Origin of the sequence: Collinsella sp. AM16-21 (assembly GCF_003471905.1) — a bacterium.
Lineage (GTDB): Bacteria > Actinomycetota > Coriobacteriia > Coriobacteriales > Coriobacteriaceae > Collinsella.
In genome coordinates, this window is record NZ_QRKJ01000001.1 from 187,940 (window position 1) to 213,842 (window position 25,903).

The following is a 25,903-nucleotide window of genomic DNA, read 5'->3' on the forward strand; positions in this document are numbered from 1 at the left end:
AAGACCCTGCAGCTCGCACTGCAGGGTCTTTTTGCATGTCATGTTTTGTTTTCGCCAACGACTTAGAGAGCGGCGACGACTTCGATCTCGACCAGACCGCCGGCCGGAAGAGCGGCAACCTGGAAGGCGCTGCGCGCGGGGAAGGGGGCCTCGAACTTGGAGGCGTAGATCTCGTTCACGGCAGCGAAGTCGGCAATGTCGGCCAGGTAGACCGTGGTCTTGACGACATCGGCAAAGGTGGCGCCGGCAGCGGTCAGCAGGGCCTCAACGTTAGCAAGGGACTGCTTAGCCTGGGCCTCGACGCCCTCGGGCATCTTGCCGGTTGCGGGATCGATACCCAGCTGGCCGGACAGGAACACCATGTTGCCGGTCTTGATGCCGGGGGAATACGGGCCGATGGCTGCGGGTGCGTTATCGGAAGACACGACGGTCTTGCTCATTTTTTTCTCCTTACGATCAGATAGAGAGCGTGAGCGCGGCGTTCGCACCGGGAGGCACAATTCGGTCTGAACACCGCGCTTGATTTGGGATAGTACTCAAGGTTTCCGCGCGATGCAAGATTATTATCACGTTGCGAGAATAATTTATCGCCCAACGGCGCCTGTCGGCCGCTGAACGGCACGACCGGACGGTGAAGCTCAAAATGATCCGTTTCCCTCCGTCCCCATCGGATCAGGCAATCCATAGGGGACGGAGGGAAACGGATCATTTTTGCTGCAAGGGCTGCTGAAGACTTTATCCTGCTTAGGCTGCGGGCATCGCCCATCGCGACGGCGCCACTATACTTTTGAGTATCTGAGCATTTTGAAAGGCAGGATATGACCGCAACCGCCAGTCGAACCACCAACCGCAGACCCGAGCTTTTGGCGCCCGCCGGAGGGCCCGAGCCCTTTGCCGCCGCACTCGCCGCCGGGGCAGACGCCATCTACTGCGGCATGGGCAGCTTCAACGCCCGCCGCAAGGCCACCAACTTTACCGACAAGGCCTTTGAGCAAGCCTGCCGCGCCGCACATCTAGCAGGGTCGCGCGTCTACGTCACGGTCAACATCGTCATCAAGCAGTCCGAGATGGGCGATGCGCTGCAACTCATCCATCGCTGCTCCACGCTGGGCGCCGACGCCTTCATCATCCAAGACTGGGGCCTGTTCTTTGAGGTCAAGCGCACGATGCCCGGCATCGAGACGCACATCTCAACCCAGGCGAACATCCATGACGACCGCGGAACCCTTTGGTGCCGCGAGCAGGGCGCCGACCGCGTGACTCTCTCGCGCGAGCTTTCCATCGACGAAATTGCCACCATTCACGATGCCGCGCCCGATGTGGACCTTGAGGTCTTTAGCCACGGCGCCATCTGCTTTTGCTACTCGGGCCTATGCCTGCTTTCGAGCTTTGCCATGGCGGGACGATCGGCCAACCGTGGCATGTGCGCCCAGCCCTGCCGCCTGCCCTACGAGCTGATCGACGAGAACGGTCGCGCGCTCTCCCCCGCCGGCCGCGAGCGTGCGCTATGCCCGCGTGACACCAACACCTCACAGCTTGTTCGCCGTCTGTATGACGCCGGTGCCTCGTCGCTCAAGCTCGAGGGCCGCATGAAGGCGCCCGATTACGTGTACTCCATCGTTGATGTGTATCGTCACGAAATTGACGACATGCTATCCGGAGCCACCGTTGCCAAGGACGAGGAAGCCGCCCGCCAGCGCCAGCTCAAGCGTTGCTTTAACCGAGACTTTACGCACGCCTATCAGGACGGCACCTCGGGCGACGAGATGATGAGCTATGAGCGTTCCAACAACCGCGGCCAGATCGTGGGTACGGTGCTGGGCAGCCGCTTGGCCAACCGCGACGTGCGCGGCCTCAAGCCCGACGACCGCCGTCGCCGCGCCGCCATCGCCCGCATTGAGCTGTTTGAGCCCGTGGGCAAGGGCGACCTGCTAGAGCTTCGCCACGATAACAAGTTTGACCAGTTCCTGACCACCATTGCCGCCGATGATGCCGCCGCGGGCGACATCATCGAATGTCGCGTGCCCCGCAGCATGCCCGAGGGCTGTCGCGTCCGCGTGATTCGCAGTCAGCGTGCCATCGACGCCGCCGGCGCCGCGCTCAAGCGCGATGTGCTGCGCCGCCGAGCAGTTGATGTGTCCGTCGTGGCACGCCTGGGCGAGCCGTTTACTGTCACACTCACCTGCTGTGACAACCCCGCCCTCACCGCCACCGCCATGGGCTTCACCGTCGAGGCTGCCAAGACCCGCGCCGTCGAGGCGGCCGATCTGGTTGAGCATGTGGGCCGCATGGGCTCCTCGCCCTTTGAGGCAGAGAGCTTTGACGTTTCGCTCGACGCCGGCTGCGGCATGGGCTTCTCCGCCGTGCACAAGGTGCGCGCCGCCGCCTGCAAGGCGCTGGAGGAGGCCATTCTGTCGCCGTACGAGGAGCGCGCGAAAACGCTCGAGTTGCCGGTGCTCGACAAATGTACGCGCGCCATGCCCGAGCATTACCGTGACGAGCCGCAGATCTGCGCCACCGTCACCACGCTCGAAGCCGCCGAGGCAGCTCGTGCCGAGGGCGCCGCGCGCATCTATATGACCACTGACGCGGTCGAGGCTGTCGGACTCTCCCCTGCCGATGCATTTGAGCAGGGCATCGTGCCCATACTCGACGAGGTCTGCCGCGCCGTCGACCACGAGCGCGTTGACCCGTGGGTTGTTGCCGGTGCCACGGTCGCTATTGGCAACATCTCCGAGCTTGCCCTGGCCGCGCAGGCCGGCGCCACGGCCGAGATTCGCTCTTGCCTGCCGGTGCACAACACGCCCTGCATGGAGGCACTTGCCGAGCGCGGAGCCGGTGCGTTTTGGCTCTCGCCCGAAATCACGCTCGACGAGATTGTCTCGCTTGGCACCTCCGCGCCCGCAGCCCTGGGCATCACCGTTTTCGGCCGCCCGCGCGTTATGACAAGCGAGCATTGCATTCTGCAGGTTGCCAACGGCTGTATCCACGATTGTGCCAACTGCCGCCTGCGTACCCGCAAGCTCTCGCTCAAGAATATCGACGGTAAGGTCATGCCGGTGCGTACCGACATCCACGGCCGCTCTCGCCTGTACGATGCCTACCCCATCGACCTCACGCCACAGGTTCCTCAGCTGCTCGATGCCGGCGTGCGCCGTCTCATGGTGGACGGAACGCTGCTCGAGACGGATGAGGTGGGCCGTGCCGTCGCCCGTGTCCGTCGTGCCGTCGAAGCAGCGCAGGCCGGCCGCAAGCCCGCCGCCCGCCTACGCGGGGCGACCTCGGGCTGCATGTTTGTGGGAATCAGCTAACCGAAAGGCTTACACGTGAACGAAGAACCTCAAGTCCTCTACTGCGACGCCTGGCTCATGGCCATCGACAAGCCCGCCGGCATGATCGTCCACGGCGACGGCACCGGCGAGCGCACGCTCACCGACTACGCCAGCGACCTGCTGCTGGCGATGGGCGACGGCTTTGCCGCGACCGACATGCAACCGCTCAACCGCCTAGACCGCGACACCACCGGCGTGGTGCTGTTCTCGCTCGACAAGCAGACGCAGCCCGCCTTTGACCAGATGGTCATCGACCACGCTTTCGAAAAGCACTACCTGGCGCTCGCCGAGGGCAAGATCGACTGGAACGAAAAGCTCATCGACAAGCCCATCGCCCGCGACCGTCACGACAGCCGCAAGATGCGCGTCGGCGCCAGCGGCAAGCCGTCTCAAACGCGCGTGAAGGTGCTCAAGCGCCTTAAGAGCCGTCGTGGCCTGCCCACGCGCTCGTATATCGATGTCGAGCTGCTCACCGGCCGCAAGCACCAAATCCGTGTGCATCTGGCGAGCGAGCGTCATCCCCTGGTTGGCGACGACCTGTACGGAACGCCGCGCCCCTGCGGCCTGATGCTCCATGCCCACAGCGTGTCCTTTACGCATCCCGTAACCGGTGAGCACATCCACATCGAAGCCCCTTGCCCCTGGGAGCCCTAAACCACCACAATGGGGACAGGCACCTTTGTGGTGGTTTTGCCGTAATGGCTCAGCCACGGTCCAAAAACGTCTCGATCTGTAACAGTTAGAACCCATTTTCCGGTCTATCCGTTACAGATCGAGACATTCGAATCCCCCTCACGGGAAAATCTCAATCTGTAACAATAACTCGTCAAAATCGGTCCCAGATGTTACAGATCGAGACAAAGGGACGGCAAGGTTCGGAAGTATCTCAATCTGTAACACCTAGCCCACTTTTAACGGTCTAGTTGTTACAGATTTAGACAAAACGGCAGACAACAAAAGCGGCATCGCCCATCGAGGGTGTTGCCGCTTTTCTATTGAGGAACCTAAATGGTTTTGACCTTGCCCTGTCGCTAGACCGTGATGACGTTGTCCATCGACTGGTACTTGGCTGGCACCTCGCCCGCGGTAATAATCGTTGCGTCGCGGAAGTCCGCGAACTTGACGGGCGCCACCATGCCGAATTTGCTGGCGTCTGAGATTACGAAGCGTTTGGCCGTATGGCGCATCGAGATACGCTTTACTTGCGCCTCCTCGATATCGGGCGCCGTGAAGCCCTGCTCGGCGGCAATGCCATTAGAACCCCAAAAGCCGCAGTTGAAGTTGTAATGGTCCAGGGTTGCCAAGGCATCGGGACCAACGAGTGCTTCGGTCTCGGGCTTGAGCTCGCCGCCCAGCACCACGGTACGCATGCCGCGCAAAGCGAGGTGCTGAGCGTGAAGCACGGAATCAGTCACATAGGTGACACCTTCAAGGTGCGGAAGATGCTCGATGAGCTTGAGCGTCGTCGAGCCCGAGTCGATGTATACAAAGCTCTCGGGCTCCACAAGCGCCGCCGCACGGGCGCAGATACGTTCCTTATCGTCGTTATGGAGGTCGCTGCGCTCATTGAGCGTTAGGTCGCGCGTCACGTGCGCGCGCTCCAGACTTGTCGCACCTCCGTGCACCTTGGCGATACGGTGCGCGCGGTCGAGCGTTTGCAAGTCGCGGCGAATGGTGGACGGTGTCACACCCAGGGCTTCGGCAAGCTCCGGCACGGTAACCGAGCCGGCCTGCTGCACCATCGACACGATCTCGTTGAGCCTATCTTCCGCAAGCATCGCTTACTCCTCCTCGGGGTACACGACTCCCCAATCGGCGCGGAGCTTGGTCATCAGCTCCATAACATCGGAAGCATAGCCCAGAAGCTCGCGCTTCGAATCATCGCCGGCAACGGCCTTCTCCAGGTCGGCCATCTCGTAGCACAGAGCGTATGCCTCGGTGCCAGCGTGGACCTCCTCACGGTGACCGTCTGCAGTCCACACGATGGTCGCATGATCGGCACGCGGATACTCGTTGACCTCGATATGGCACTTGTCGAAGCTGATGACCGAGCGCTTGGGCTGCTTGGAGTGGAGCGTGAGGCTCACCACGCCCAGCTGCCGCTCGGCGTTACGGCAGACAATGCCACCCGCGACGTCAACGCCAGTCTCGCAGGTATTGCCCAGCGAAACGACCTCAGCGGGCTGGCTTACCATAAAGAGGCGCATGACGGACAGGGCATACACGCCAATATCGAGCATGGCGCCGCCGGCGAGACTGCGGTTGTAGAAGCGGTTGGTCAGGTCGCCGTATTCCTTGTAGCTACCAAAGTTGAGCTGGGCGAGGTTCATGCGGCCAAACTCGCCCGCTTCCATGCGACGGCGCAGCTCCTGATACAGCGGCATGTGGAGCACCGTGGTGGCGTCCATAAGGACCACGTTATGCTCGTCGGCAATGGCACGGGCCTCGTCGAGCTCGGCAGAGTTGAGGGTAATGGCCTTCTCGCAGAGCACGTGCTTGCCGGCGGCCAGCGCGGCGCGCAGATAGGTGATATGCGTGTTGTGAGGCGTGGTGATATAGACGGCGTCGATGTTCGGATCGGCATAGAGGTCCTCGACCGTTTCATAGACCTTCTCGATGCCATACTGCTCGGCAAAAGCCTGAGCCTTGGATAGCGTACGGTTTGCGACGCCCGCAAGCTTGCGGCCGGCAAGAGCGAGAGACTGGGCCATCTGGTTGGCGATAACGCCGCAACCGATCACAGCCCAGCGAAGCTCGGGAGCCGTAAAGATATCATCGGGGAACGGCTTGCCCTGGACCGAAGCGAACGCTGCCTTTGCGGCTGCCGCGGAGTCGAGTGGAGCCTGCTTGGAATCTGCCATATGTGCCTCCTGGGTCATGGAGCGTCTAACATTTCTGCCGTCTCTATATTCGCACAAATTAGCGCGTATGTGCGTACTTTTGCGTATATAACCGCTAAATGGTCAAAATACAGCCGCAGACGGCGCTTATACACGCATAGCCACGCAATCCTACGCACACAAATACGCACAAATGCGCACTAATCATTACTCAGAGACGGGGAATTCTGCTTAGAACTCGAAAGACAGGATGATCCGCTTCGCCTCGTCGCTCATGGCGCGCTGCAGCTCTAAGGACCGTCCCAAACTGCCGACAGAAAAGGAACGTCCCAAACTGCAGACAGAAAAAGAACGGCCCCAGGCGCCGGCATTTCATGAGCACTCATTTAAGTCTGTCCCCAATAAGTGCAATCACTCATGTAAGTCTGTCCCCAATGAGTGGGAGCAATCAGAGACTCTTTGCGAGGGAGGCCGGACGTGGCCTTCCTCGTTTTTATTCATGGACTTTAGTCCGTGCCGCACGGCACGCGCGGCATAGAAAGCCACCCGCTCAGCGGGTGGAGGCCAATTTCCGCTACGCGACAAAAACCTTCCCCCTAGCATGAGGATTGTTCAGGTCATCATGCTAGGGGGAAGGTGATTGCTGTGGCCCAGAAAGCCAGCAGCCTCGCGCACACGAAATGGCTGTGCAAGCACCGCATCGCACCGAGATCAAGCTCATCGCCGCCATCGTCGAGAAGCACCCCAAGGTGCGCTTTGCCGCGAGCTGCACCTCGGCCCACGCCGACCTCTACGACCGCATGGAGCAGGCCCTGTGCGAGCGCGTGGCCAACGCGGTGGAGGTCGTCCGCTCCGACATCAGCCCCGCGTTTCTTGTCCACACCGGTCCAAACCTCGTGGGTGTGGCGGTCCAGGGACTCTAGCGGAGGCGGGGCGTCCTGCCCCAAAAACAAATGCAAAAGACGAGCGCTTCTTGCCGCTCAATTGGCAAGAAGCGCTCGTCTTTTCTTAACGCGTTGTATGGCGGAGAGAGCGCAAGTTACGCGAGCGCCCTTCTTGCCAGCTCGGCCGCGCCGAGGATTCCTTGGTCGCCGCCGCAGCCCGGGGCGCAGATGTAGCTCTCCATGTCCTTAAGCTCGGCGGTCTGGATGTAGCCACCCAGATATTCGAGGGTCTTCTTGCGGACGATGCCGTAGAGCTGCTCCTGGTGCATCACGCCGCCGCCGAGGACGATGCGGCGAGGCGAGTACATGAGCACGAGGTTCGCGCACATCTGCCCCAGATAATCCCCCTCGAGCGCCCACACCTCATCGTTGTCCGCGAGCTCGGCCGCGGGCTTTCCCCAGCGCGCGGCGATGGCGGGGCCGGAGGCGAGGCCCTCGAGACAGCTCGCGTGGCTCGGGCAGACGCAGCGTCCCTCCTCGGTGGGACGGGTCCTTACCAGCATGTGGCCGGCCTCGGGGTGCAGCATGCCGTGAAGGAGCCTGCCCGCGCACATGACGCCCGCGCCCACACCAGTGCCGATGGTCACGTAGACGGCGTCCTCGAGCCCCTTGCAGCAGCCGAAGACCACTTCGCCGAGGCAGGCAACGTTCACGTCCGTGTCGTAGGCCACCGGAATCCCGAGGGCGTCGGCGAACGCGGCGCGAAGACCATAGCCTCGCCACGCGAGCTTGGGGGTCTGCAGGATGGAGCCGTAGCGCTCGTCGGCGGGGTCGACGCAGGTCGGGCCGAAGGCGCCGATGCCCAACGCGTCCACATCGCGGGCGGCGAACCACTCGATCATCTGCGGGACGGTCTCGGCGGGCGCAAGCGTCGGGGTCTCCATACGGTCGAGGACCTCGCCGTCGCCGGACACCACGGCACAGACCATCTTGGTCCCGCCGGCCTCGAGGGCGCCGAGCCTCATTTGCTTTTCGCTCATGTGATCCTCCTTGCAAAGGGGCGCCCGCAGTCATGGTCAACCGCGGGCGCCCATAACGTTGGCATGTTTCGAGGCGACCCTACCTTGGCACGCGGTCCTGCCTTGCGGCAAACGGGGCGAGCACGGCGTGCGGCTCGCTTTGGTACCAGTAGGCGACGGTGGAGATGTCGTCCTCGCGCTCGTAGAGCTTGATGTCGTCGTTGCCGAGGTCCTGGAATGTCACGCGCAGGTCCTCCTTGAACGAGATCGGGTCGGGAAGGTGCCACCTGTAGAGACCGTGCCTGGGCAGCGCGTCGTCGTTGGTCGCGAGCATCGGGTTCGGGTTCGGCTTGCCCGCGCTGAAGCGGTCGCGCGTGGCGTCGCGCGTCGAGCGGTACGGGTAGCCGGCGAACAGCGTGTTGAAGCACTGCGCCTCGGGCAGCGCGTGGGGCGGCCTGTCGAGAAAGGCCCAGGCACCGCCGAAGTAGTCCTCGGCTCCCGTCGAGGTGACCGTGGGGAACTCCTCGTCGCCGTCGAGGAAGAACTTCATCTCGCCCTCGCCCCACCAATAGCGCTCCAGGGCGCACAGGGCCATGTAGGTGCCGACGTAGTAGCCCTTGCCGCGCACGCCGTCGAGCACGGTGTAGTCGACGCCCCTGCGGGTGCTGCGCTCGCGGTTAAAGCGAGCGTGGAAGTACATGGCGTCGTCCGGCACGTCGGTGAGCGCGTAGTTGAACGTGTAGAAGATGTACTTAATGAACCCGGGGTGCTCGCTCGTAAGCGTGACCTTGGCGTGCTTCCTGAAGGGCATCTCGAAGTAGCAGTTCATGCCGCCCGTCGGGTTCACGCAGATGGGCATTGAGTTGACAATGGCGCGCTCACCGAAGCCGTTACAGAAGAAGTCGCCGACAGGGCACTCGACCGAGGGGGTCTCCTCGTCGTCCCAGTAGAAGCGCAGCACGAGGTCGCGCATGACGAAGCTGCCGGCGGCGGTCTTGTCGGGGACGGTCATCCAGATGTGGCGGATGATGCCGGGGCCCTCGATGTCCGCGAGCGTGATGGTCTCGCCGGACTCAAGGGGCACGCAGCACGAGCCCTTGCGGCCGACGCCGAGGTGGCTGGCCGACATGGCGGCGCGGCCCTTCTCGCCCGTGATGTTCTCGGGGGTGATGGCGCGGCTTTCCTCACCGCCGTGCATCCACACGTCCTTAAGGAACTCTCTCATCGTCGACCTCCTCTATTCGTCGTCGTCGCACTCGGCAGAACTGACACCGTTCACGTAGATGATCTGCTGGCGCGCCTCGTTGACGAGGGCATCGAAGTCGAGCTTCTCGTCGGGGCGCGCGAGCGCGACCGTCATGGCGAGCGGGAGGTTGACACCCGCGATCACGTGGATCCGGTCGGAGGCGAAGCGGGAGAAGCGCTGGTTCACGCTGCCGCCGAACGCGTCGGTAAGGACGACGACCTCGTCAGTGCCCGAAAGAGCCGCCTCGACCGCCGCGTCGAGCCCCTCGCCGTTGTCGTTCACGTAGGCGCACACGGCGTTGACGGCGTCGCCCTTACCCGTAAGGAACTCGAGGGTGTCCTTGAAGCCCTGGGCGAGAAGGGAATGGCTCGCCACAACTATCTTTCTCATTGATTCACCAATCTCTTGGGTCGAAGCTAAGCGAGGATGCCGGCGGCGGAGGCGACCATCGCGAGGACAATCACCACGAGGATGAGGGCCGTCATGCTCGCGTTCTTCTTGGTAAGAAGGTAATACGCGCTTCCCGTGATGGCGGCGGGGATCATGGCAGGCAGGATCTTGTCGAGCAGCGGCTGAATCTCCATCGCGACGTCGCCGAAGCTGAAGCTAATCGGGCAGGTGACGCCGATGACCGAGGCGATGAGGCAGCCGACCACGGTGAGGCCGAGCACGGAGGCGGCGGCAGTGAGGTTGGGAAGCTTCTCGCTGAAGTCGGTGACGAGCTTCACGCCCTGCTTGTAGCCGAACTCGAGCGCGTGCATGCGGACCCAGAAGATGGCCAGGATGAGCGCGAACCAGATGCCGGCTCCCACGGGGTTGCCCTCGATGGCCATGTAGGCGGCGATGGAGCCCATGATGGTCGGGATCATGGTCATGAGCAGGGAGTCGCCGACGCCGGCGAGCGGTCCCATGGTGCCGATCTTCAGGTCTTGGACGGCGTCCGCCGCCGCTAGGCCGTCGCGCTCCTCCATGGCCACGCAGGCGCCAAGGATGATGGCGGCGAGCCAAGGCTGGGTGTTGTAGTAGCGGAAGTGGTTGTTGAGCGCTTGCTTATAGTCCTCGTCGTTCGTGTAGATCTTCCTCAGGACCGGCGAGAGGGCGTAGGCGACTGAGGCGCCCTGCTGGGTCTGGTAGTTGAAGGTGCACACGCTCATGAGCCAGCGCCAGTTCGCGTTGCGCAGGTCCTTCTTGGTGACCTTGTAGCCGGAGGGCTTGCCCTTGGCGACGGCGGTGATGTTCTCGTTTTCCATGGTTACTCATCCTCTCCGATGAAGGCGTCTGCGGAAGCGTGGGCGGCGAGCTCGATGTCCCTCTCGGCGCGCTGGTAGAACGCGATCGCGAGGGCAAAGCCGACGATGGCGGCGCCGATGATGGGCACGTTCAGGAAGGCCGAGAGGAAGAAGCCGGCGAGCAGGTACTGGAAGTACTTGCCGGTGGGCATGTAACGCAGCAGCATCGCGATTCCGACGGCCGGGAGCATCTTGCCGGCGAGGGTGAGGCCGGAAAGGAACCACTGGGGCATAACCTCGAGGAGCCAGTTGACGGCGGGCTGGCCGAGGGTCACGGAGACAAAGACGGGCAGGGCGGCGCACAGGCCGAAGAGCACGGGGCAGACCCACAGGATGGCGTTCATCTGCTTGAACTTGCCCTCGTCGCAGAACTTCTGGGACTTCTCGACGACGAAGCCGTTGAGGATCTTGACGATGACGTCGAGCTGGATGCCGAGCATGCCGACCGGCAGGCCGATGGCGAGGCCCGTGTCCGCGCCCAGGGTCACGCCGTAGGCTGTGGCGATGATGGCCATCGTGCCGTAGTCGGGAATCGACGAGCCGCCGAAGCCCGCGACGCCGAGCTGCATGAGCTGGATGGTGCCGCCGATGACGAGGCCGGTCTGCCAGTCGCCCATGACGACACCGGTGATAAGGCCCCAGAAGACGGCATAGTTGACGAAGATCATCGGGATGCCGTAGTAGTCCACGTGCTTGATGAAGGCCAGCAGGGTCAAAAGGACGACCTGCAGGATAGTGAAGTTGACCATGATCCCTCCTTAGATGAGGTCGGCGACGGAGACGGGCTTGTCGGCGGGCACGAACTGTGCCGTCACCTTGACGCCGCGGGCGATGAGCGCCTTGTAGCTCTGGACGTTCTCGGCGGAGGCATAGGCGCGCTGGGTGAGCTGGACGCCGCCCTCCTTGACAAGAGAGCCGCCGACGATCAGCGACGGGAGCTCGATGCCCGACTCGACCAGGTGAAGGATCGTCTCGGGCTCCCTGGCGATGACAAAGACCTTCTCGCGGTCGTACTTGCCCGCCGCGAAGTTCTTGAGCGCGGTCTGCTCGGAGATGATCGAGACGGCCATGCCCGCGGGGCGCGCCATCCTCATGGTGGACTTCAGGACCTCGTCGCCGGCGACCTTGTCGTCGATGACCATGACTCGGGTCGCGCCCGACACCGGGGCCCACTGCGTCACGATGATGCCGTGAAGCAGGCGATTGTCGATTCGTGCCATAACAACACTCATGTTTGCTCCTATCAAATGAAGTTTTACGTTCGGTACTGCCTCGGCGCTATCCGGATTCGCGCCGGGCAAGGGGTTATCGGATTATTGAGGACGCGCGGTCAGCTCGCGGCGGCGCGGGGAAGGTCACTCGTCGAGCAGGAGGTCCGAGGAGCCGAGGCGCTCTTCTCGCGCCGGGGCGGCGCTCACGCTTATGTAGTCGAAGACATATGCGATCTCGCTTACGGGAACCTCTACGCGATAGCGCGTCGAGATACTCGAGAAGCTCTGCCTGAAGGACTCGATGAAATCGGCGCGTTCCTCCTCGAAGCGGTCCTGGCCAACGTAGGTCTCAATGGGGTTTCTGGTAACAAGGCGCTCGACGAGACAGCAGAGGTGGACGTAGAGCCCAATGATGGCGTTGCTGCCGATCTTCTCGCCTGTCCTGCGCTGAAGCTCGTGCACGGCGCTCTCGATCTCGTGGAATAGCCGCTCCGGGTCGAGGATGGTGATGGAGCGGATGACGTTCTGCAGCGTCATGTTCGAGAGCAACTTCTCGTGGAAAGAAGAGAGCTCGGAAGCGTCAAGCCACCTGCCGAACACGGCATCAACCTTAGAGGCGGACGCCGTCGACATGATGTCCTCGAGGGCGACGAAGGGAACGGAGGCGACCCCGGGGTCTCCCGTGCCGATGACGGCGCAGACGCGGTGCTCGGAGAAAACGGCGTCGTTCGACCCGTTCGCGACGAGCTGCTTGAAGGGCCTCGTGAGCAGGCGCGCGCCTATGGTGCGCGGGAGGCTCTGCGAGACGAGCTGGCGTATCCTTTCCGCGGCGTCGACCCCAGACTCGGAGCAGAAGACGATGGCGTCCTCACGGTTGACGCGCTCGATCACCTTGCAGTGCGTCACGCACGCGGCGGTCGCGTCGCCAAGAACCTCGGCGATGGACTTGCCGCCGAGCAGCCCAACCCCGATCTCGAGCGCAAGACCGGTAGAGACGTTGTTCACCACGCCGATAGTGGAGTCGGTAACGTTTTCGAGGGCCTTATAGGCCTCCTCCAAGGAGCCCATGTCGACGAGGAACACGACCCCGGTGCAGTAGGAATGGCGGTCGACGAGGCGCTGGAGCGGACCGACGATGTCCTTCAGCTGCTGGTCGTAGGGCATGTCGACCGCCTCGTACACATGCATGCCGAGCATACGGTTCGCCGCGTCGGCGATGCTCGTCGCCGTTGAGTAGCCGTGGGACAAGATGACGCAGAGCGTCCGAAGGGCCTTCGCATCGCGAGACTCCGATGCGACGCACAGCGTCAGAAGCGTCTTCGTGAAGTGATCGAGCGAGATTCCAAGCGCCCCTTCCACGTCTGCGGCGACCTGATCGGAGACACTCGAGGCAAACGGCAATTCGGAGGTCACGGCACCGAGGAGATGGGAGATTTGCTCCGCACAGGCAGACTTTCGCTTAGCCAGGCCGATACCCGGCCACAACTGCAGGCAAATCTCCTGGGCCAGTAGAAAAGCGACCTTCCTCGAAAGCTCGATGCCATAAGGAGAGCCTGCGTCGGCAAGGACCGCGCCCACGACGCGCTCGAAGGCGCGCGACCTCGAGGAGGCGACGCCGTGGTCGAAGATCAAGTGATCCTCAACGCCGCGCACAGCGGAGACAGCTTGCGAGACAAGCTCGGAGACAGAGAGCTCCCCGGCGCAGAATCGCTCATCGAGGGAGCACAGGGCATCGAGCGCCTGCTCGACCGGCCCTGTGCTCTCGGCGGCATCCAGAGACGCGTCGATCAGAACGCCATCGTCGGGCTGTTGATCGATCTGCGCGGAGGAGAGGAGCCCGCTGGGAAGAAGATACGGGCGAACGACGACGTAGTCGCCCTCGCGATTGAGGAACGCTTTGGCACAGCAGTTCGTCACGCAGGCGCGCAAGCCGGCGATGTTATCGGAAAAGTCCGCGTTCACGAGGCAACGGTATGCGCCGCGGCTGATCTTCACATCAGAACCGATTCGGCACCCCTCGCTGCGCAGGAAGCTCAAGATGAGATCCTCGCGCTCCTCGGGGGTCCGCTCCTTGAGTGAGGGGACGCGGACACAGATGGGCATTTTGCTGTAGGCCGAGGAAACCTTCAGGTCATCGGCGGAAAGCGTCGTCGAAAGAACGAGGCGAGCGCGCGGCGCATCCTGGGAGGCATCGAGCCCGAGGGCCGTCGCAAGGCAGTGCTCCATCGCAGAGGGAGAGAGTGCCTCGATGCCGTTGACAAAGACCACACCCCCGCGCGCTTTCGCGATCGACTCGTCAAGAAGCCCGTTGAACGAGGCGGCGTCCGGGACCCCGGCGCAGTCGATGCGCACATAGGAGGAGTCGCGGGACAGCAAGCCCTGGTTCTTGCCGTACTCGTACACAAGGCGAGAAAGGAAAGACTTACCGACACCCACGCCGCCGCTCAAGAGGATGGGCAGGCCAAACGGAGGGTACTGAACCGCAGCCTTGCACTGCTCGACAACGGAGCTGAGGCTCATGTCGAAGCCCACGGCACGCGCGAAGTCGCGGTGATCGGCGATTCCCGTCGCCTGGATGAGGTCGGCGAGCGAGGCGTACTCGCTTGCAGAGAGCTTTACCTGAAAACGCTTCTGGAACGCGCGGCGATGAAAATAACGGACAGGCCTGCCCGCCACCTTAACCACAAGACCGGCGCGAACAAGGTCGTTGAGGTACTGGCTCGCCAGGCTCCTGGAGATGATGAGCGTCTCGGCGATGTCGGAGGTGGACAGACGGGCAAGGTCGTCGAGCGAGACGGCAGAGGTGAGGGCCTCGAGATGCTCGAGAATCCTGTCCCTCATGTCGACGGGTTTCTTTGCCAAGCTGTCCTGTGTGGTCTTGTCCATGACTTCTTACCTCCTCGTACAAGGAGTATAAGGGGAGAACAGAGAACGGAAGGGGGCGCGTGGGGGAATCAACAGCTCCGAGGAAAAGTCCACCACTTGAGGGGCAGAAAACAACGGCCATTGAACATTCAGGGCCGACGCTCAACACTTCGGCTCGACACTTCGCTTTGGAAAGGGCCCGGCGCGCCGGGGTCCCAACATAAAGAAGGGCCCCGGCGCGCAGGGCCTAAAGCTTAACCATGCGCGCGGCGATGCGGGCGCAGTCGCAGGCGGCCTTCTTCTCGAAAGTGTTGTAGTCACGACCCGGCCCTCGGCGCAGGGCTTGTCGCTGATGGCGCGCACGACGACGAGGGGCACGCCGTTGAGATAAGCGGCCTGCGCGATGGTGCAGCCCTCCATCTCGCAGCACAGGTCGCCGAAGGTCGCGAGGATTCGCTCCTTCTGTTCCGCGGGCGAGACGAACTGGTCGCCGGAGACGACGCGGCCCTTGAGGACCTTAATGTCGGGGGCGACGGCGGCCGCTGCGGCGCACGCCGCCAGCAAGGGCCGGAACGGATCGCGCAAGATCAAGGCGTCGCCCGGGAGGTCGGGCGTTACCGTCAGCCGGCGCCGCGTCTGCCGCATCATGAGGGAGAACGGCCTGGCCGGCGCATACGGCAGGAAGAGGTTCAAGGTGCACCCCGGGGCGGTCAACGAGGCCGACGTGTCGAACGTCGTCGCGCGCGGCTTCGGCGGCAGGGCGCCGTGCACCCATATATGCAGCGACTTGGTCTGCGTGCGCGTCGGGGCGTCGTGGAACTACGTCTGCCTGCTCGTCGACCTCTGCAACGGGGAGATCGTCGGCCACTCCGAAGGACCGAGGAGGGACGCGCGAGCTCCGAGCCAAGCTCTTGGATTACGTGCACTGGTACAACAACTTCAGGATCCACTCGACGCTGGGCTACATGTCGCCGGTCGAGTTCAGGGAGGCGGGGCCGTCCCTCCCGGAATCGTCCAAATAAGTGTTGCCAATCCATAGCCAATCCAGCCATCATCTTCGCGAAGGCGGACGTCAGGAAAAGCTCGGCTTGAGCTCGGTCGGACGCGGTCTGTGGGGCATCATTCAGGCTCAGGGGGTCTCCTTGTCTTCTTCGGTCGCAACCTGAATGATAGGGACGGCCCCTTCTCTCTTTCCCCTTCGTTTTCGACGCGTCACCCTCTCGGCGGGCTTAAGGCCCGCGCTCGCGGGTGCAGGGGCTACGCCCAAACCCCAAAAACGTAACGCCGTGCTCGAAGCGTTTCCGGACGTCAGCGTAATCTCAAATCCCGTTCGTCAACTCATGGGCAAGCCACCTGAGACTACTCATTTCTCCTACTGGCAATGAAGACCTGCGACCTGCAGTTTTGCAAACTGCTTGAAAGCCACCTGCGTTGATTCACTTCCTATTGCAGCTGGCGGCTTGCACGCGAAAAGGCATTTAAGTTTCAAAACGGGCGTTTTCGGCGCTATCGAGCCTCCAAAGGCATCCCGCCGCGCCCTTTGGGACAAAAACAAAAACTCAAAGCCCTGAGTTCGAAAATAGTTTTTGGAGTTGTCCCGACTTTTGTCCCCGAAGCCGACGAAACGCGACAGGGTGTCACCTGGCGGCACTCGATTCGAGACGGCACCGAAAACTGGATGCAACCGGAATGACAGGACGGCAGAACCGAAGCCATCGAGTGGGGATAGAAAAAGGCCCGGGTGCCATGGCATCCGGGCCTTTGCTAGCAACTTGATGTTGCGGGCAGCTTAGAACTTGTGGCCGCACTTCTTGCAGACGCGCAACTTGTTCTTGCCGTCCTTCTCGTGACCGACGCGGGTAACCTTACCGCACTCGGGGCAAACGAGATTGACGTTGGAGGCGTCGATGGGAGCCTCCTGCGAAACGATGCCGCCCTGCTGGTTGGCAGCGTTGGGCTTGACGGCCTTCTTGACGACCGAAACGCCCTCGACAACGACCTTGTTCTCGGCGGGGAGAGCACGCAGGACAACGCCCTGCTTGCCGCGATCCTTACCAGAGAGAACCTGGACCTTATCGCCCTTCTTGATATACATATATCTCCCCTAACTACAGGGTCTCGGGAGCGAGCGAGACGATCTTCATGTACTTCTTGTCACGAAGCTCGCGAGCGACGGGCCCGAAGATACGGGTGCCGACGGGCGAACCATCGTTGTTGATGACAACGCAGGCGTTCTCATCAAAGCGAATGTAGGAGCCATCCTTGCGGCGGATCTCCTTAACGGTGCGAACGACGACGCAACGGACAACGTCCTTCTTCTTGACGTTGGCGCCAGGGGTAGCCTCCTGGACAGCACCGATGAACACATCGCCGATGCCTGCATAACGACGCTTGGAACCGCCAAGCACCTTGATGCAGCGAATCTTGCGAGCGCCGGAGTTGTCGGCGACGTTCAGCATGGTTTGCATCTGAATCATGGTAGATGTTCCTCCGAACTAAGAACCGAAGAGAGGTGCGCAGCCTTTATACGGCCCGTGGTATGCAAGCCAGGCATACGCACATCTTCGGAAACGTACAAGTCGTAAGAGCGACTGCTTATTTAGCGCGCTCGACGACCTCGATGAGGCGCCAACGCTTCATCTTGGACATAGGACGGGTCTCCATAACGCGGACGGTATCGCCCACGCCAGCCGTGCACTCCTCGTCGTGAGCGTGCAGCTTCTTGGAGCTGGTCATCATCTTGCCGTACTTGGGGTGACGCTTGCGCTCGGTGATGGTGACAACAATGGTCTTGGCACCGGAGACGGAGGTAACGACACCCGTACGGACCTTACGCGAGTTACGCGAATCAGTCATGTTCTCTCCTTAGGTCCTACTCGGCGACAGCGGACTTCTCCGCTGCGATCTCGCGGGCGCGCTGCTCCGTGAGGACGCGAGCGATGTCCTTCTTCACGGTGTTGACGCGAGCGGTGTTGTCCAGCTGGCTGGTGGCCATCTGGAAACGAAGGTTAAAGAGCTCGGCGCGCATTTCCTTCAGCTTCTCAACGAGCTGAGCGTCCGAGAGCTCACGAATCTCTGCGGGCTTCATTAGTTCTCCTCCTTGGCGGCGGCGGCGTCCTCAGCAGCCCACTTGGCCTCGAGAGCGGCCTCCTCAGCCATCTCCTTCTCGATGCGCTGCTCAGCGTTCTTGGCAGCAACAATCTTGGTCTTGATGGGAAGCTTGTGCTGTGCAAGACGCAGAGCCTCGCGAGCGACCTCCTCGGGCACGCCCTTGACCTCGAACATGATGCGGCCGGGCTTGACGACGGCCACCCACTCCTCGGGATTACCCTTACCAGAACCCATGCGAGTCTCGGCAGGCTTCTTGGTGATGGGCTTATCGGGGAAGATCGTGATGTAGACACGACCGCCACGCTTCATGTAGCGGGTCATGGCAATACGAGCGGCCTCGATCTGACGGTTGGTGATCCAATGGGCCTCGAGAGCCTGGATACCAAACTCGCCGAAATGCAGCTCGGTATTACCCTTGGCCTGGCCCTTCATGGAGCCACGCTGCACCTTGCGGTGAAGAATACGCTTAGGGGCAAGCACTACTGACCCCTCCTCTCGGAGTTACGACGACGAGGACGGGAAGAGCCCTCGAGTGCAGGGTTGGGAACAGGCTGGCCCGGGAGCTTCTCGCCCAGGTAGATCCAGACCTTCACGCCGCAAGCGCCCATGGTGGTGCTGGCGACAGCCGTGCCGTAGTCGATCTTGGCACGGAGGGTGTGCAGAGGCACGCGACCCTCGCGGTACCACTCACGACGGCCCATCTCGGCACCGCCGAGACGACCGGAGCACTGGATACGGATGCCCTTAGCGCCGGCCTTGCGGGCAGACTGGACAGCCTTGCGCATAGCGCGACGGAAGGCAACGCGGCCCTCAAGCTGCTCGGCGATAGACTGAGCAACGAGGTTGGCGTCGAGCTCGGGGCGCTTGATCTCGACAACGTCGACGGAGAGCTGGCCCTTGGAGACGCCAGCGACCTTCTCGAGCTCGGTGCGGAGGGTATCGATCTCGGCACCCTTCTTACCGATGACAACGCCGGGGCGAGCGGTGAGGATGATGACCTTCACCTTGTCGCCAGCGCGCTCGATCTCGACGCGGGAGACAGCTGCGCGGGAAAGACGCTTCTCGAGGTACTTGCGGATCTCGAGATCGTTACCGAGGGTCTTAGCGTAATCCTTCTCTGCGAACCAGCGGGAGCGCCAGTTCTCGGTGATGCCAAGACGGAAGCCGGTGGGGTAGACTTTCTGACCCATACAGCTTTACGCCTCCTTTCGAGGAGCAACGACGACGGTGATGTGGGAAGTACGCTTCAGAATGCGAGAAGCGGAACCCTTGGCGCGGGGACGGATGCGCTTAAGCGTCGGACCCTCGTCAACATAGGCAGCGGCGACAACCAGGTTGTCGGCACGCAGACCGTTGTTGTTCTCGGCGTTCGCAACGGCGGAACGGAGAACCTTCTCGACATCCACGGCGACGGCGCGGTCGCAGAAGTGGAGGATGTCGAAGGCCTGAGCGACAGGCTTGCGGCGGATCAAATCGACCACCAGGCGGGCCTTGCTGGGGGAAACACGCACGTACTTAGCGACGGCGCGAACCTCGGTGGCCTCAGTTTCAATAGACTTAGTTGCCATTTACGGTTAACCCCCTATTTGGCCTTGTGGCCACGGAACGTACGAGTCGGCGCGAACTCGCCGAGCTTGTGACCAACCATGGACTCGGTAACATACACGGGCACATGCTTGCGGCCGTCGTGGACGGCGATGGTGTGACCAACCATCTCGGGGAAGATGGTGGACGCGCGGGACCAGGTCTTCACGACGTCCTTCTTGCCAGCCTCGTTCATCGCGGTGATACGCGAGAGAAGGCGAGTCTCCACGAACGGGCCCTTTTTGAGACTTCTGCTCATAAGTGCTTTCTCCTAAAACTCGGTATCCGAAATTACTTCTTACGGCGACGAATGATGTGCTGGTTCGAGACCTTCTTCTTCTTGCGCGTACGAAGGCCCTTCGTCGGCTTACCCCAGGGGGTAACAGAGGGACGACCAGAGGTGTGGTTCTTGCCCTCGCCACCGCCGTGCGGGTGGTCGACAGGGTTCATGACGGTACCGCGGACGGTCGGGCGCACGTTCATGTGACGCTTACGGCCGGCCTTGCCGATGACGATGTTGGCGTGATCGGCGTTGCCGACCTCACCGACGGTGGCGCGGCAGGTAACGAGGATGCGACGCATCTCGGAGGAAGGCATACGGACGATAGCGTACTTGCCCTCCTTACCCATCAGCTGGCAGGAGTTACCGGCGGAACGGGCGATAGCAGCGCCCTTGCCCGGCTGGAACTCGACGGCGTGGATGAGCGTACCGACGGGGATGTCGGCGAGGGGCAGAGCGTTGCCCGGCTTGATGTCGGCGTCAGAACCGGACATGATGGTCTGACCGACCTCGAGGCCCTTGGGGGCCAGGATGTAGCGCTTCTCACCGTCAGCGTAGTGCAGCAGAGCGATGCGAGCGGAACGGTTCGGATCGTACTCGATCGTGGCAACCTTGGCGGGCACGCCGTCCTTGTTGCGCTTGAAGTCGATCACGCGGTAACGACGCTTCACGCCGCCGCCCTGGTGGCGGGTGGTGATGCGGCCGTTGTTGTTACGACCGGCCTTCTTGGGCAGGGGCTCGAGAAGAGACTTCTCGGGCTTGGTGCAGGTGATCTCGGAGAAGTCGGAGATCGTCTGCCAACGCCTACCAGCGGAGGTCGGCTTAAGGTGCTTTACAGCCATTACAATCCCTTTCAATAGGAATCCGTTAGCCATCGCAGACAGGGATTCGAGGTTCTGCCTCGGGTGCGATGACACCGGACGTATACACGGTTCCGGGCGTGTCCATTTTATACGCCCAAAACCTTGAGCTCTCGCCTCCCCTATTTGGGAGGCATGAGCTCACTCAACAGCAGCGAGTCTTAGGCCTGGTTGCCAAAGACCTCGATGGTGTCGCCCTCGGCCAGCGTGACGATGGCCTTCTTCCAAGAACGGGTCTTGCCGGCGACATAGCGCACGCGCTTGGTCTTGGGCTTGACCGTCAGGGTGTTCACGCGAACGACCTTGACGCCGAAGATCTCCTCGACAGCGTCCTTGATCTGATACTTGTTAGCATCCTTGGCGACCTCGAACGTGTACTTGTTCTGCTCCATGCCGGAGAAGGAACGCTCGGACACGATCGGACGGATGATGATCTCGTGGGCGGTCATTTATGCAAGCACCTCCCCGAAGTGAGCGGCGATGTCGGCGGGCATCAGCACAGCGTTGTTGTTGACGAGATCGTAGGTGTTGGCCTCGTCGGCAGTGATGATGAACGTCTTGGGAATGTTGCGGAACGACAGGTAGGCGTTGACGTCCTCGTCGCGAACGATGATGGTCAGACGCTTGCCCTCAAGGCCGAGAGCCTTGAGCATGGCGACGGCAGCCTTGGTGGAAGGCTTCTCGAAGCCGTAGTCGTCGACGAGCACGAGCTCGCCATCGGCCAGCTTGGCGGACAGCGCGGAGCGCATAGCCAGCTTGACCTCCTTGTTGTTCATACGCTTAGCGTAGGAACGGGGCTTGGGGGCGAAGACAACGCCACCGTGACGCCACTGGGCAGCACGGATGGAACCCTGGCGGGCACGGCCGGTGCCCTTCTGACGCCAAGGCTTCTTGCCGCCACCGGAAACCTCAGAGCGACCCTTAGCGGACTGGGTGCCCTGACGCCAAGAGGCCATCTGGCACTTGACGATGTGGTGCATAACGTGGATGTTCGGCTCGATGCCGTACACCTCAGCGGCGAGCTCGGTCTCGGCGACCTTCTTGCCCTCGCTGTTCTTTACTTCAAACTTTGCCATTTAAGTGTTCTCCTTGGTATGACGCTGGGCTAAATGGGCTGGGCCCTTAGGCCATACGGATGGCGACGAGACCATTCTTGGCACCCGGGACAGCGCCCTTGACCAAGATGAGGTTCTGCTCGGCATCGATGCGGACAACGGAAAGGTTCTTGACGGTAACGCGCTCGTTACCCATGTGACCGGCCATCTTGACGCCCTTGAGGACGCGCGCAGGATAGGCGCACTGACCGATAGAACCGGGGTGACGCTGGAAGTGAGAACCATGCGTCATAGGACCGCGGCGCTGACCCCAGCGCTTGATGCGACCCTGGAAGCCCTTACCCTTGGAGGTACCGATGACGTCGACCTTCTCGACATCAGCGAAATCAGCGACGGTGACGACCTCGCCGACCTTGTGCTCCTCGCCGTTCTCGACGCGGACCTCACGAAGGAAACGGACAGGCTCGACGCCAGCCTTGGCGAAGTGACCAGCCATGGGCTTGTTCACGTTCTTGGCCTTGATGTCGCCGAAACCGATCTGGACGGCGTCATAGCCGTCGGTTGCCTGAGTTTTAACCTGCGAGACAGCGCAGGGGCCAGCCTGGATGACCGTGACGGGAACGACGTTATCGTTCTCGTCCCAAACCTGGGTCATGCCAATCTTGCGGCCGAGAATCATGCTGATCAAGATATGATCCCAACTCTCGCGTGGTCTTGGGACAATGCGTACACCACCGAGCGTACGCCCCTAGAGGACCACTACTTACACGACGTGCTCCCCAGCCTTGTATTTCGCCCGGACTACCTGACAACCCTATTAAGCAGGCATTTTGTCCAGCCAGAATACTCCCCTGGTTACACACAGCTGTTTAGTATACACGGCTGCGGGCGTATCCATCGAGATTCATATTTCACTCACATTGTTTACGCAGGTAAAGTGCGTGGCACGTTCCCAGTGTGCGGCGGAGGGGGCGGGCCTGAGACATATTAAGGTTGCTGCTCTACAGTCCTGCTCACGACGGAGAGCACATTAAGTGCTCTCCTGTTCGTGCGGAACTCGCGACAACCTTAATATGTCTCAGGCCCGCCCCCTCCGCCGCACACTGGGAACGCCACGTTGATGTCTGCTTAACTCTGCTCGTTCAGGCTAATGACTTTGTTGGGGGTCCACAATTTGCTGCAAGGTGAACTTGCATTGGGGCGCATCGTCCTCTTCTCGCGCATCATCAAAATCGAAAATCATGATGGCGCAATTGGGGAGTTTTGCTGGGAGCTCGAAACCCTCTGGGGCTGCAGCCTTGATGAATTGGCGGCTGGCGCTGCCGTGGCTTACTGCTAGGAGGGTTTCGATGCCCTCGGCGCCCATGAGATTGGTGAGGGTGCCCACCATGCGCTCCTGCAGTGCGCGGCTTCCTTCTCCTCCGAAGGGGACCAGGTCCTCGCCCGGGTCCCAGACATCGGTGGGCAGGGCGTCGTGGGGGCCTTCTTCGAAGGTACCGTAGCTGCGCTCGATGATGCCTTCGCAGGGCTCGACTGCTGTGTCCGGGCCGAGGAGCTCGCATGCGACGAGCTGAGCTGTGTCCATGGCTCGGCCTAAGGGCGAAGAGACCACTTTGTCGGGAACGACGCCGTGGTCCTTGAGCCATGCGGCTGCCATTCCCGCTTGCTTGCGGCCCAGGTCGGTCAACGGAGAATCGCAGCGGCCCTGGACCAGCTTTTTAACGTTGAATTCTGTCTGACCGTGGCGGAGTAGATATAGACGCTTCATGCTCTCCCCTTCTGTATAACTTGCTTTACCGGCACAGCCCTACTCGTGGGTATGGCCTACGTAGTCTTCGTCGATCGTAATCTTGGCAATCGACTTGGGATATTCCGATTCGACCCGTTGTGCCAGCGCGTGCTTTACGTCTTCGGCACTCATCTGCAGATCCGAGGGACGCACGCAGTCAAAAAACACGTTGGTGTGCGTGGGGCCCGGCACGCAGCGCAAATCATGAATCGAAAGGCGGCTATCGATCTCTTGAGCCATAGCGTTGATGCGCAAGCGCATGCTCGCCACCTTTGGATCGTCGGTCACGATGGGGTCGTAGTGAAGTGTGACAATCATGCCGTCTTCGTTCCTAAACGACTGCTCGATGTTATCGAGCGTGTCGTGACTTTCCAGCGGGCTGGCCTCGGCTGCCATCTCGGCGTGCGCGCTTGCGAACTTCCTGCCCGGACCGTAATCGTGAACCATCAAATCGTGGACGCCCAAAACGCCGGGATAGCTCATGATCTTGTCTCGAATGTGCTTGACCAGCTTAGGATCGGGCGTCTGGCCCAAAAGCGGGCTCACCGTATCCTGGATGAGTTCAAAACCGCTCCAGCCAATATAGGCGCCAACGGCAAGGCCGACCCATGCGTCAAGATTGATATGCGTCACCTGGGAAACAATCGCGCACGCCAGCACGGCGCCCGTAGCAAGAACATCGTTCTTGGAATCCTGCGCGGTCGCATGCAGCGTCTCGGACTCAATGCGGTCACCGAGCTTTTGGTTGAGGGCCGCCATCCACAGCTTAACAACCATCGAAAGCACTAGAACTGCCACCAGGGCAAGCGAGAACTCGACAGGCTCGGGGTTGACAATTCGCTCCACCGACGACTTCACCAGCTCAACGCCAATCAGCAGCACGAGCGCCGCCACGACCAGACCCGAGAGATACTCGTAGCGGCCATGGCCGTAAGGATGCTCGGGGTCTGCCGGCTTGCCCGCCAGCTTAAAGCCAAGCACGCTCACGATGTTCGAGCTGGCATCAGACAGGTTGTTCATAGCGTCCGCCACGATTGAAACCGATCCCGACAGCACGCCAATTGCACCCTTCGCAGCGCATAGTGCCACATTGGCGAGAATACACACCATGCCCGTCAACGTTCCCACGCGTGCACGGTCGCCCTGCGCACGACGAACAATCCACTCGACCATCTGCATCCGCCCCCACGGTACTACCTATATATCTATTGCTCAAACGGATTGTAGTGTAGCCACTTTGTCCTCCAGATACAAAAAGGCCGCAGCCCACACGGGCCGCAGCCTTGGAATATGACAAAGGAATCGTCCTTTTGTCGCACAGATTTATGCGCTTGCTTCAGCAGCGCTCGCCACTGTTTCGAGCGAATCAGCTTCGTCTTCTGCCGCCTGCACCTTTGTCGGCACCACGCCAAAGCAGTAGCTCAGCGCCGCAGACACCGCAAATGCTGCGCCGCCGGCAGCGCAGCACCACAGCAGATTCGAGATGCCGCCCGTGGCAAAGCCAATGACCATAAGAACATTCGTCATACCGATAGTATAAGCCGTAACGTGGCCTACGGCCGCAACAAGGCCTCCGACGGCGCCGCCAACGGCCATGCACGTCAGACACCTGCCATATTTAAAGCCGCATCCGTACAGCGCTGGCTCGCTTACGCCGCCAAGAATACCCGAGATTGAATAGCCCAGCATGAGCGCCTTCTCGTCCTTATCCGCAACGCGGAGCGACGCGCCAAAGGGCATACCCCAAACGGCGAACGTTGCCATCGTCGCGGCGATCAGGATGCACGAATCCGTTCCCACACTCATAAACTGCGCATAGGCGAGCGATAGGACAACGTTGCTGACACCCGCGATCTTAAGAAACTCCCAGCCCGCGGCAAGCCCCATGAGCGTGAGCAGCGACACGATGCCACCGGAATTGCCAAGCATAAACATAAGCTGGCCCAACAGCATGCCCAGATAGCTGCCCGCCGGCGCCGTAATACACAGCGAAACCGGAACCATGACAAGCATGGTTGTAAACGGAACGAACGAAAACGCCACGGCCTTAGGGATAATGCGCGAAAAGAAACACTCCACTCGCCATAGCACAGGCACCGAGATAAGGACCGGAATAACAGTCGTCGTGTAATCGTTGACCGGCGCGGGAAGCAGACCATACACGGAAGTCATCGATGCCCCCGTCGTCGATGCGGCATCGACGAGCTTAAGCAGATCGGGCGCAATCAATACGCCGCCCAGCATCATGCCCAGCTGCTCCGAGCAACCGAGCTGGCGGGCGGCCGCCCAACCAAGATAAATGGGCAAAAAGTAGTAGCCGGCGTTATAAAGCCAACTGTAGAACAGGCGATAGATTTCGGAATCGGCCGACCACAGGCCCAGCATGCCTTCGCCCATAATGACGGCAACGGTGCGGAACAACGCCGCGCAGACAATAAAGGGCAGCGCCGACATCATGCTTTTGGACAGATAGTCCACCACGGCCATGGCGTTTGATGAGACCGTCGTTGTAAACGAGGTGTTAGAAACTTGTGACAT

The 25,903-nt window shown here is 61.3% G+C and carries 29 protein-coding genes and 2 pseudogenes; 5 read left to right on the plus strand and 26 right to left on the minus strand.

Going from position 1 to position 25,903, the window contains the following annotated elements:
• Positions 1-62: 62 nt before the first annotated feature.
• A complete protein-coding gene (locus tag DW180_RS00765; protein ID WP_118236968.1) occupies positions 63-440 on the minus strand; it encodes a RidA family protein in 378 nt (125 codons plus the stop codon).
• A 378-nt stretch (positions 441-818) separates the two neighbouring features.
• Between DW180_RS00765 and DW180_RS00770 the strand changes: the two genes are divergently transcribed.
• Complete coding sequence (locus DW180_RS00770) at positions 819-3,311, plus strand: U32 family peptidase (protein WP_118236970.1); 2,493 nt, start codon at positions 819-821, stop codon at positions 3,309-3,311.
• Between the two features lie 15 nt (positions 3,312-3,326).
• A complete protein-coding gene (locus DW180_RS00775) occupies positions 3,327-3,986 on the plus strand; it encodes an RluA family pseudouridine synthase (protein WP_233509079.1) in 660 nt (219 codons plus the stop codon).
• A gap of 377 nt (positions 3,987-4,363) precedes the next feature.
• On the opposite strand, the gene DW180_RS00780 is transcribed toward DW180_RS00775, so the two are convergent.
• Both DW180_RS00780 and DW180_RS00785 read right to left on the minus strand, forming a co-directional pair.
• The gene (locus DW180_RS00780) at positions 4,364-5,110 is read right to left on the minus strand and encodes a DeoR/GlpR family DNA-binding transcription regulator (RefSeq protein WP_118236972.1); all 747 of its coding nucleotides are present in this window, start codon (positions 5,108-5,110) and stop codon (positions 4,364-4,366) included.
• A gap of 3 nt (positions 5,111-5,113) precedes the next feature.
• Entirely contained in the window at positions 5,114-6,193 is a 1,080-nt protein-coding gene (locus tag DW180_RS00785; RefSeq protein WP_118236974.1) for a Gfo/Idh/MocA family protein, read from the minus strand.
• Positions 6,194-6,858: 665 nt separating this feature from the next.
• On the opposite strand from DW180_RS00785, the gene DW180_RS00790 reads away from it, so the two are divergent.
• A complete protein-coding gene (locus tag DW180_RS00790) occupies positions 6,859-7,095 on the plus strand; it encodes a hypothetical protein (RefSeq protein ID WP_117786163.1) in 237 nt (78 codons plus the stop codon).
• Positions 7,096-7,211: 116 nt separating this feature from the next.
• Here DW180_RS00790 and DW180_RS00795 read toward each other — a convergent pair whose 3' ends face one another.
• The 8 genes from DW180_RS00795 to DW180_RS00830 form a co-directional block, all read right to left on the minus strand.
• A complete protein-coding gene (locus DW180_RS00795; RefSeq protein ID WP_199569831.1) occupies positions 7,212-8,096 on the minus strand; it encodes an ROK family protein in 885 nt (294 codons plus the stop codon).
• A gap of 79 nt (positions 8,097-8,175) precedes the next feature.
• On the minus strand, positions 8,176-9,300 hold the full coding sequence (locus DW180_RS00800) for a glycoside hydrolase family 172 protein (protein WP_172676343.1): 1,125 nt from the start codon (positions 9,298-9,300) through the stop codon (positions 8,176-8,178).
• A gap of 12 nt (positions 9,301-9,312) precedes the next feature.
• Positions 9,313-9,711: a PTS sugar transporter subunit IIA gene (locus tag DW180_RS00805; RefSeq protein ID WP_117629220.1), complete on the minus strand. Its 399-nt coding sequence runs from the start codon at positions 9,709-9,711 to the stop codon at positions 9,313-9,315.
• Positions 9,712-9,737: 26 nt separating this feature from the next.
• Positions 9,738-10,571: a PTS system mannose/fructose/sorbose family transporter subunit IID gene (locus DW180_RS00810; RefSeq protein WP_117563754.1), complete on the minus strand. Its 834-nt coding sequence runs from the start codon at positions 10,569-10,571 to the stop codon at positions 9,738-9,740.
• 2 nt (positions 10,572-10,573) lie between these two features.
• A complete protein-coding gene (locus DW180_RS00815) occupies positions 10,574-11,359 on the minus strand; it encodes a PTS sugar transporter subunit IIC (protein WP_118236976.1) in 786 nt (261 codons plus the stop codon).
• 9 nt (positions 11,360-11,368) lie between these two features.
• Positions 11,369-11,842, minus strand: a complete 474-nt coding sequence (locus DW180_RS00820; protein WP_118236978.1) for a PTS sugar transporter subunit IIB — start codon at positions 11,840-11,842, stop codon at positions 11,369-11,371.
• Between the two features lie 123 nt (positions 11,843-11,965).
• Positions 11,966-14,707 (minus strand): PRD domain-containing protein, encoded by a 2,742-nt coding sequence (locus DW180_RS00825; protein ID WP_118236980.1) that lies wholly within the window; start codon positions 14,705-14,707, stop codon positions 11,966-11,968.
• Between the two features lie 141 nt (positions 14,708-14,848).
• Entirely contained in the window at positions 14,849-15,250 is a 402-nt protein-coding gene (locus DW180_RS00830) for a hypothetical protein (protein WP_199569833.1), read from the minus strand.
• Here DW180_RS00830 and DW180_RS10415 point away from each other — a divergent pair.
• Both DW180_RS10415 and DW180_RS10420 read left to right on the plus strand, forming a co-directional pair.
• Positions 15,207-15,314, plus strand: a pseudogene (locus tag DW180_RS10415) (hypothetical protein); the annotation flags it as partial. The gene DW180_RS00830 and the pseudogene DW180_RS10415 overlap by 44 nt on opposite strands.
• Before the next feature lie 292 nt (positions 15,315-15,606).
• The gene (locus DW180_RS10420) at positions 15,607-15,708 is read left to right on the plus strand and encodes an IS3 family transposase (RefSeq protein WP_231501554.1); all 102 of its coding nucleotides are present in this window, start codon (positions 15,607-15,609) and stop codon (positions 15,706-15,708) included.
• 767 nt (positions 15,709-16,475) lie between these two features.
• Here the strand turns inward: DW180_RS10420 and rplX are convergent.
• From rplX to DW180_RS00910, 15 genes and pseudogenes are all read right to left on the minus strand, one after another.
• Positions 16,476-16,781 carry a 50S ribosomal protein L24 gene (rplX, locus tag DW180_RS00840; protein ID WP_006235043.1) on the minus strand — a complete coding sequence of 102 codons (306 nt, stop codon included), beginning with the start codon at positions 16,779-16,781 and terminating at the stop codon, positions 16,476-16,478.
• A 13-nt stretch (positions 16,782-16,794) separates the two neighbouring features.
• Complete coding sequence (gene rplN, locus DW180_RS00845) at positions 16,795-17,163, minus strand: 50S ribosomal protein L14 (RefSeq protein WP_006235041.1); 369 nt, start codon at positions 17,161-17,163, stop codon at positions 16,795-16,797.
• A 118-nt stretch (positions 17,164-17,281) separates the two neighbouring features.
• On the minus strand, positions 17,282-17,542 hold the full coding sequence (gene rpsQ, locus DW180_RS00850) for a 30S ribosomal protein S17 (RefSeq protein ID WP_006235040.1): 261 nt from the start codon (positions 17,540-17,542) through the stop codon (positions 17,282-17,284).
• Positions 17,543-17,558: 16 nt separating this feature from the next.
• Positions 17,559-17,774, minus strand: a complete 216-nt coding sequence (rpmC, locus tag DW180_RS00855; RefSeq protein WP_006235039.1) for a 50S ribosomal protein L29 — start codon at positions 17,772-17,774, stop codon at positions 17,559-17,561.
• A gap of 107 nt (positions 17,775-17,881) precedes the next feature.
• A pseudogene (rplP, locus tag DW180_RS00860) lies at positions 17,882-18,277 on the minus strand (50S ribosomal protein L16); the annotation flags it as partial.
• Positions 18,277-18,987 carry a 30S ribosomal protein S3 gene (rpsC, locus tag DW180_RS00865; RefSeq protein ID WP_006235037.1) on the minus strand — a complete coding sequence of 237 codons (711 nt, stop codon included), beginning with the start codon at positions 18,985-18,987 and terminating at the stop codon, positions 18,277-18,279. The gene rpsC and the pseudogene rplP, both read right to left, overlap by 1 nt.
• Before the next feature lie 6 nt (positions 18,988-18,993).
• Complete coding sequence (gene rplV, locus DW180_RS00870; protein WP_006235036.1) at positions 18,994-19,365, minus strand: 50S ribosomal protein L22; 372 nt, start codon at positions 19,363-19,365, stop codon at positions 18,994-18,996.
• Positions 19,366-19,379: 14 nt separating this feature from the next.
• Positions 19,380-19,640 carry a 30S ribosomal protein S19 gene (rpsS, locus tag DW180_RS00875; protein ID WP_006235035.1) on the minus strand — a complete coding sequence of 87 codons (261 nt, stop codon included), beginning with the start codon at positions 19,638-19,640 and terminating at the stop codon, positions 19,380-19,382.
• 32 nt (positions 19,641-19,672) lie between these two features.
• Positions 19,673-20,503 carry a 50S ribosomal protein L2 gene (rplB, locus tag DW180_RS00880; RefSeq protein ID WP_055250219.1) on the minus strand — a complete coding sequence of 277 codons (831 nt, stop codon included), beginning with the start codon at positions 20,501-20,503 and terminating at the stop codon, positions 19,673-19,675.
• 179 nt (positions 20,504-20,682) lie between these two features.
• Positions 20,683-20,970 carry a 50S ribosomal protein L23 gene (gene rplW / locus DW180_RS00885; RefSeq protein ID WP_006235033.1) on the minus strand — a complete coding sequence of 96 codons (288 nt, stop codon included), beginning with the start codon at positions 20,968-20,970 and terminating at the stop codon, positions 20,683-20,685.
• A complete protein-coding gene (gene rplD, locus DW180_RS00890; RefSeq protein ID WP_117820811.1) occupies positions 20,971-21,597 on the minus strand; it encodes a 50S ribosomal protein L4 in 627 nt (208 codons plus the stop codon). It lies immediately after the preceding gene.
• Between the two features lie 46 nt (positions 21,598-21,643).
• On the minus strand, positions 21,644-22,264 hold the full coding sequence (gene rplC, locus DW180_RS00895) for a 50S ribosomal protein L3 (protein ID WP_089572481.1): 621 nt from the start codon (positions 22,262-22,264) through the stop codon (positions 21,644-21,646).
• Positions 22,265-22,723: 459 nt separating this feature from the next.
• Positions 22,724-23,344, minus strand: coding sequence for a histidine phosphatase family protein (locus DW180_RS00900; RefSeq protein WP_118236982.1), 621 nt, complete (start codon positions 23,342-23,344; stop codon positions 22,724-22,726).
• A gap of 39 nt (positions 23,345-23,383) precedes the next feature.
• Positions 23,384-24,538, minus strand: a complete 1,155-nt coding sequence (locus DW180_RS00905) for a cation diffusion facilitator family transporter (RefSeq protein WP_233545129.1) — start codon at positions 24,536-24,538, stop codon at positions 23,384-23,386.
• 150 nt (positions 24,539-24,688) lie between these two features.
• Positions 24,689-25,903, minus strand: a complete 1,215-nt coding sequence (locus DW180_RS00910; protein WP_147357365.1) for a PTS fructose transporter subunit IIB — start codon at positions 25,901-25,903, stop codon at positions 24,689-24,691.

Excerpts from the sequence above, each read along its gene's own strand:
- DW180_RS00825 (WP_118236980.1), bottom strand. The coding sequence starts at position 14,707 with ATGGACAAGACCACACAGGACAGCTTGGCAAAGAAACCCGTCGACATG.
- DW180_RS00805 (WP_117629220.1), bottom strand. The coding sequence starts at position 9,711 with ATGAGAAAGATAGTTGTGGCGAGCCATTCCCTTCTCGCCCAGGGCTTC.
- DW180_RS00785 (WP_118236974.1), bottom strand. The coding sequence starts at position 6,193 with ATGGCAGATTCCAAGCAGGCTCCACTCGACTCCGCGGCAGCCGCAAAG.
- DW180_RS00780 (WP_118236972.1), bottom strand. The coding sequence starts at position 5,110 with ATGCTTGCGGAAGATAGGCTCAACGAGATCGTGTCGATGGTGCAGCAG.
- rpmC (WP_006235039.1), bottom strand. The coding sequence starts at position 17,774 with ATGAAGCCCGCAGAGATTCGTGAGCTCTCGGACGCTCAGCTCGTTGAG.
- DW180_RS00815 (WP_118236976.1), bottom strand. The coding sequence starts at position 11,359 with ATGGTCAACTTCACTATCCTGCAGGTCGTCCTTTTGACCCTGCTGGCC.
- DW180_RS00800 (WP_172676343.1), bottom strand. The coding sequence starts at position 9,300 with ATGAGAGAGTTCCTTAAGGACGTGTGGATGCACGGCGGTGAGGAAAGC.
- DW180_RS00905 (WP_233545129.1), bottom strand. The coding sequence starts at position 24,538 with ATGGTCGAGTGGATTGTTCGTCGTGCGCAGGGCGACCGTGCACGCGTG.
- DW180_RS00765 (WP_118236968.1), bottom strand. The coding sequence starts at position 440 with ATGAGCAAGACCGTCGTGTCTTCCGATAACGCACCCGCAGCCATCGGC.
- DW180_RS00910 (WP_147357365.1), bottom strand. The coding sequence starts at position 25,903 with ATGTCACAAGTTTCTAACACCTCGTTTACAACGACGGTCTCATCAAAC.
- DW180_RS00810 (WP_117563754.1), bottom strand. The coding sequence starts at position 10,571 with ATGGAAAACGAGAACATCACCGCCGTCGCCAAGGGCAAGCCCTCCGGC.
- DW180_RS00770 (WP_118236970.1), top strand. The coding sequence starts at position 819 with ATGACCGCAACCGCCAGTCGAACCACCAACCGCAGACCCGAGCTTTTG.
- DW180_RS00900 (WP_118236982.1), bottom strand. The coding sequence starts at position 23,344 with ATGAAGCGTCTATATCTACTCCGCCACGGTCAGACAGAATTCAACGTT.
- rplV (WP_006235036.1), bottom strand. The coding sequence starts at position 19,365 with ATGGCAACTAAGTCTATTGAAACTGAGGCCACCGAGGTTCGCGCCGTC.
- rplB (WP_055250219.1), bottom strand. The coding sequence starts at position 20,503 with ATGGCTGTAAAGCACCTTAAGCCGACCTCCGCTGGTAGGCGTTGGCAG.
- rplW (WP_006235033.1), bottom strand. The coding sequence starts at position 20,970 with ATGACCGCCCACGAGATCATCATCCGTCCGATCGTGTCCGAGCGTTCC.
- rpsQ (WP_006235040.1), bottom strand. The coding sequence starts at position 17,542 with ATGACTGATTCGCGTAACTCGCGTAAGGTCCGTACGGGTGTCGTTACC.
- rpsC (WP_006235037.1), bottom strand. The coding sequence starts at position 18,987 with ATGGGTCAGAAAGTCTACCCCACCGGCTTCCGTCTTGGCATCACCGAG.
- rplN (WP_006235041.1), bottom strand. The coding sequence starts at position 17,163 with ATGATTCAGATGCAAACCATGCTGAACGTCGCCGACAACTCCGGCGCT.
- rplX (WP_006235043.1), bottom strand. The coding sequence starts at position 16,781 with ATGTATATCAAGAAGGGCGATAAGGTCCAGGTTCTCTCTGGTAAGGAT.
- DW180_RS00795 (WP_199569831.1), bottom strand. The coding sequence starts at position 8,096 with ATGAGCGAAAAGCAAATGAGGCTCGGCGCCCTCGAGGCCGGCGGGACC.
- rplD (WP_117820811.1), bottom strand. The coding sequence starts at position 21,597 with ATGGCAAAGTTTGAAGTAAAGAACAGCGAGGGCAAGAAGGTCGCCGAG.
- rpsS (WP_006235035.1), bottom strand. The coding sequence starts at position 19,640 with ATGAGCAGAAGTCTCAAAAAGGGCCCGTTCGTGGAGACTCGCCTTCTC.
- DW180_RS00820 (WP_118236978.1), bottom strand. The coding sequence starts at position 11,842 with ATGAGTGTTGTTATGGCACGAATCGACAATCGCCTGCTTCACGGCATC.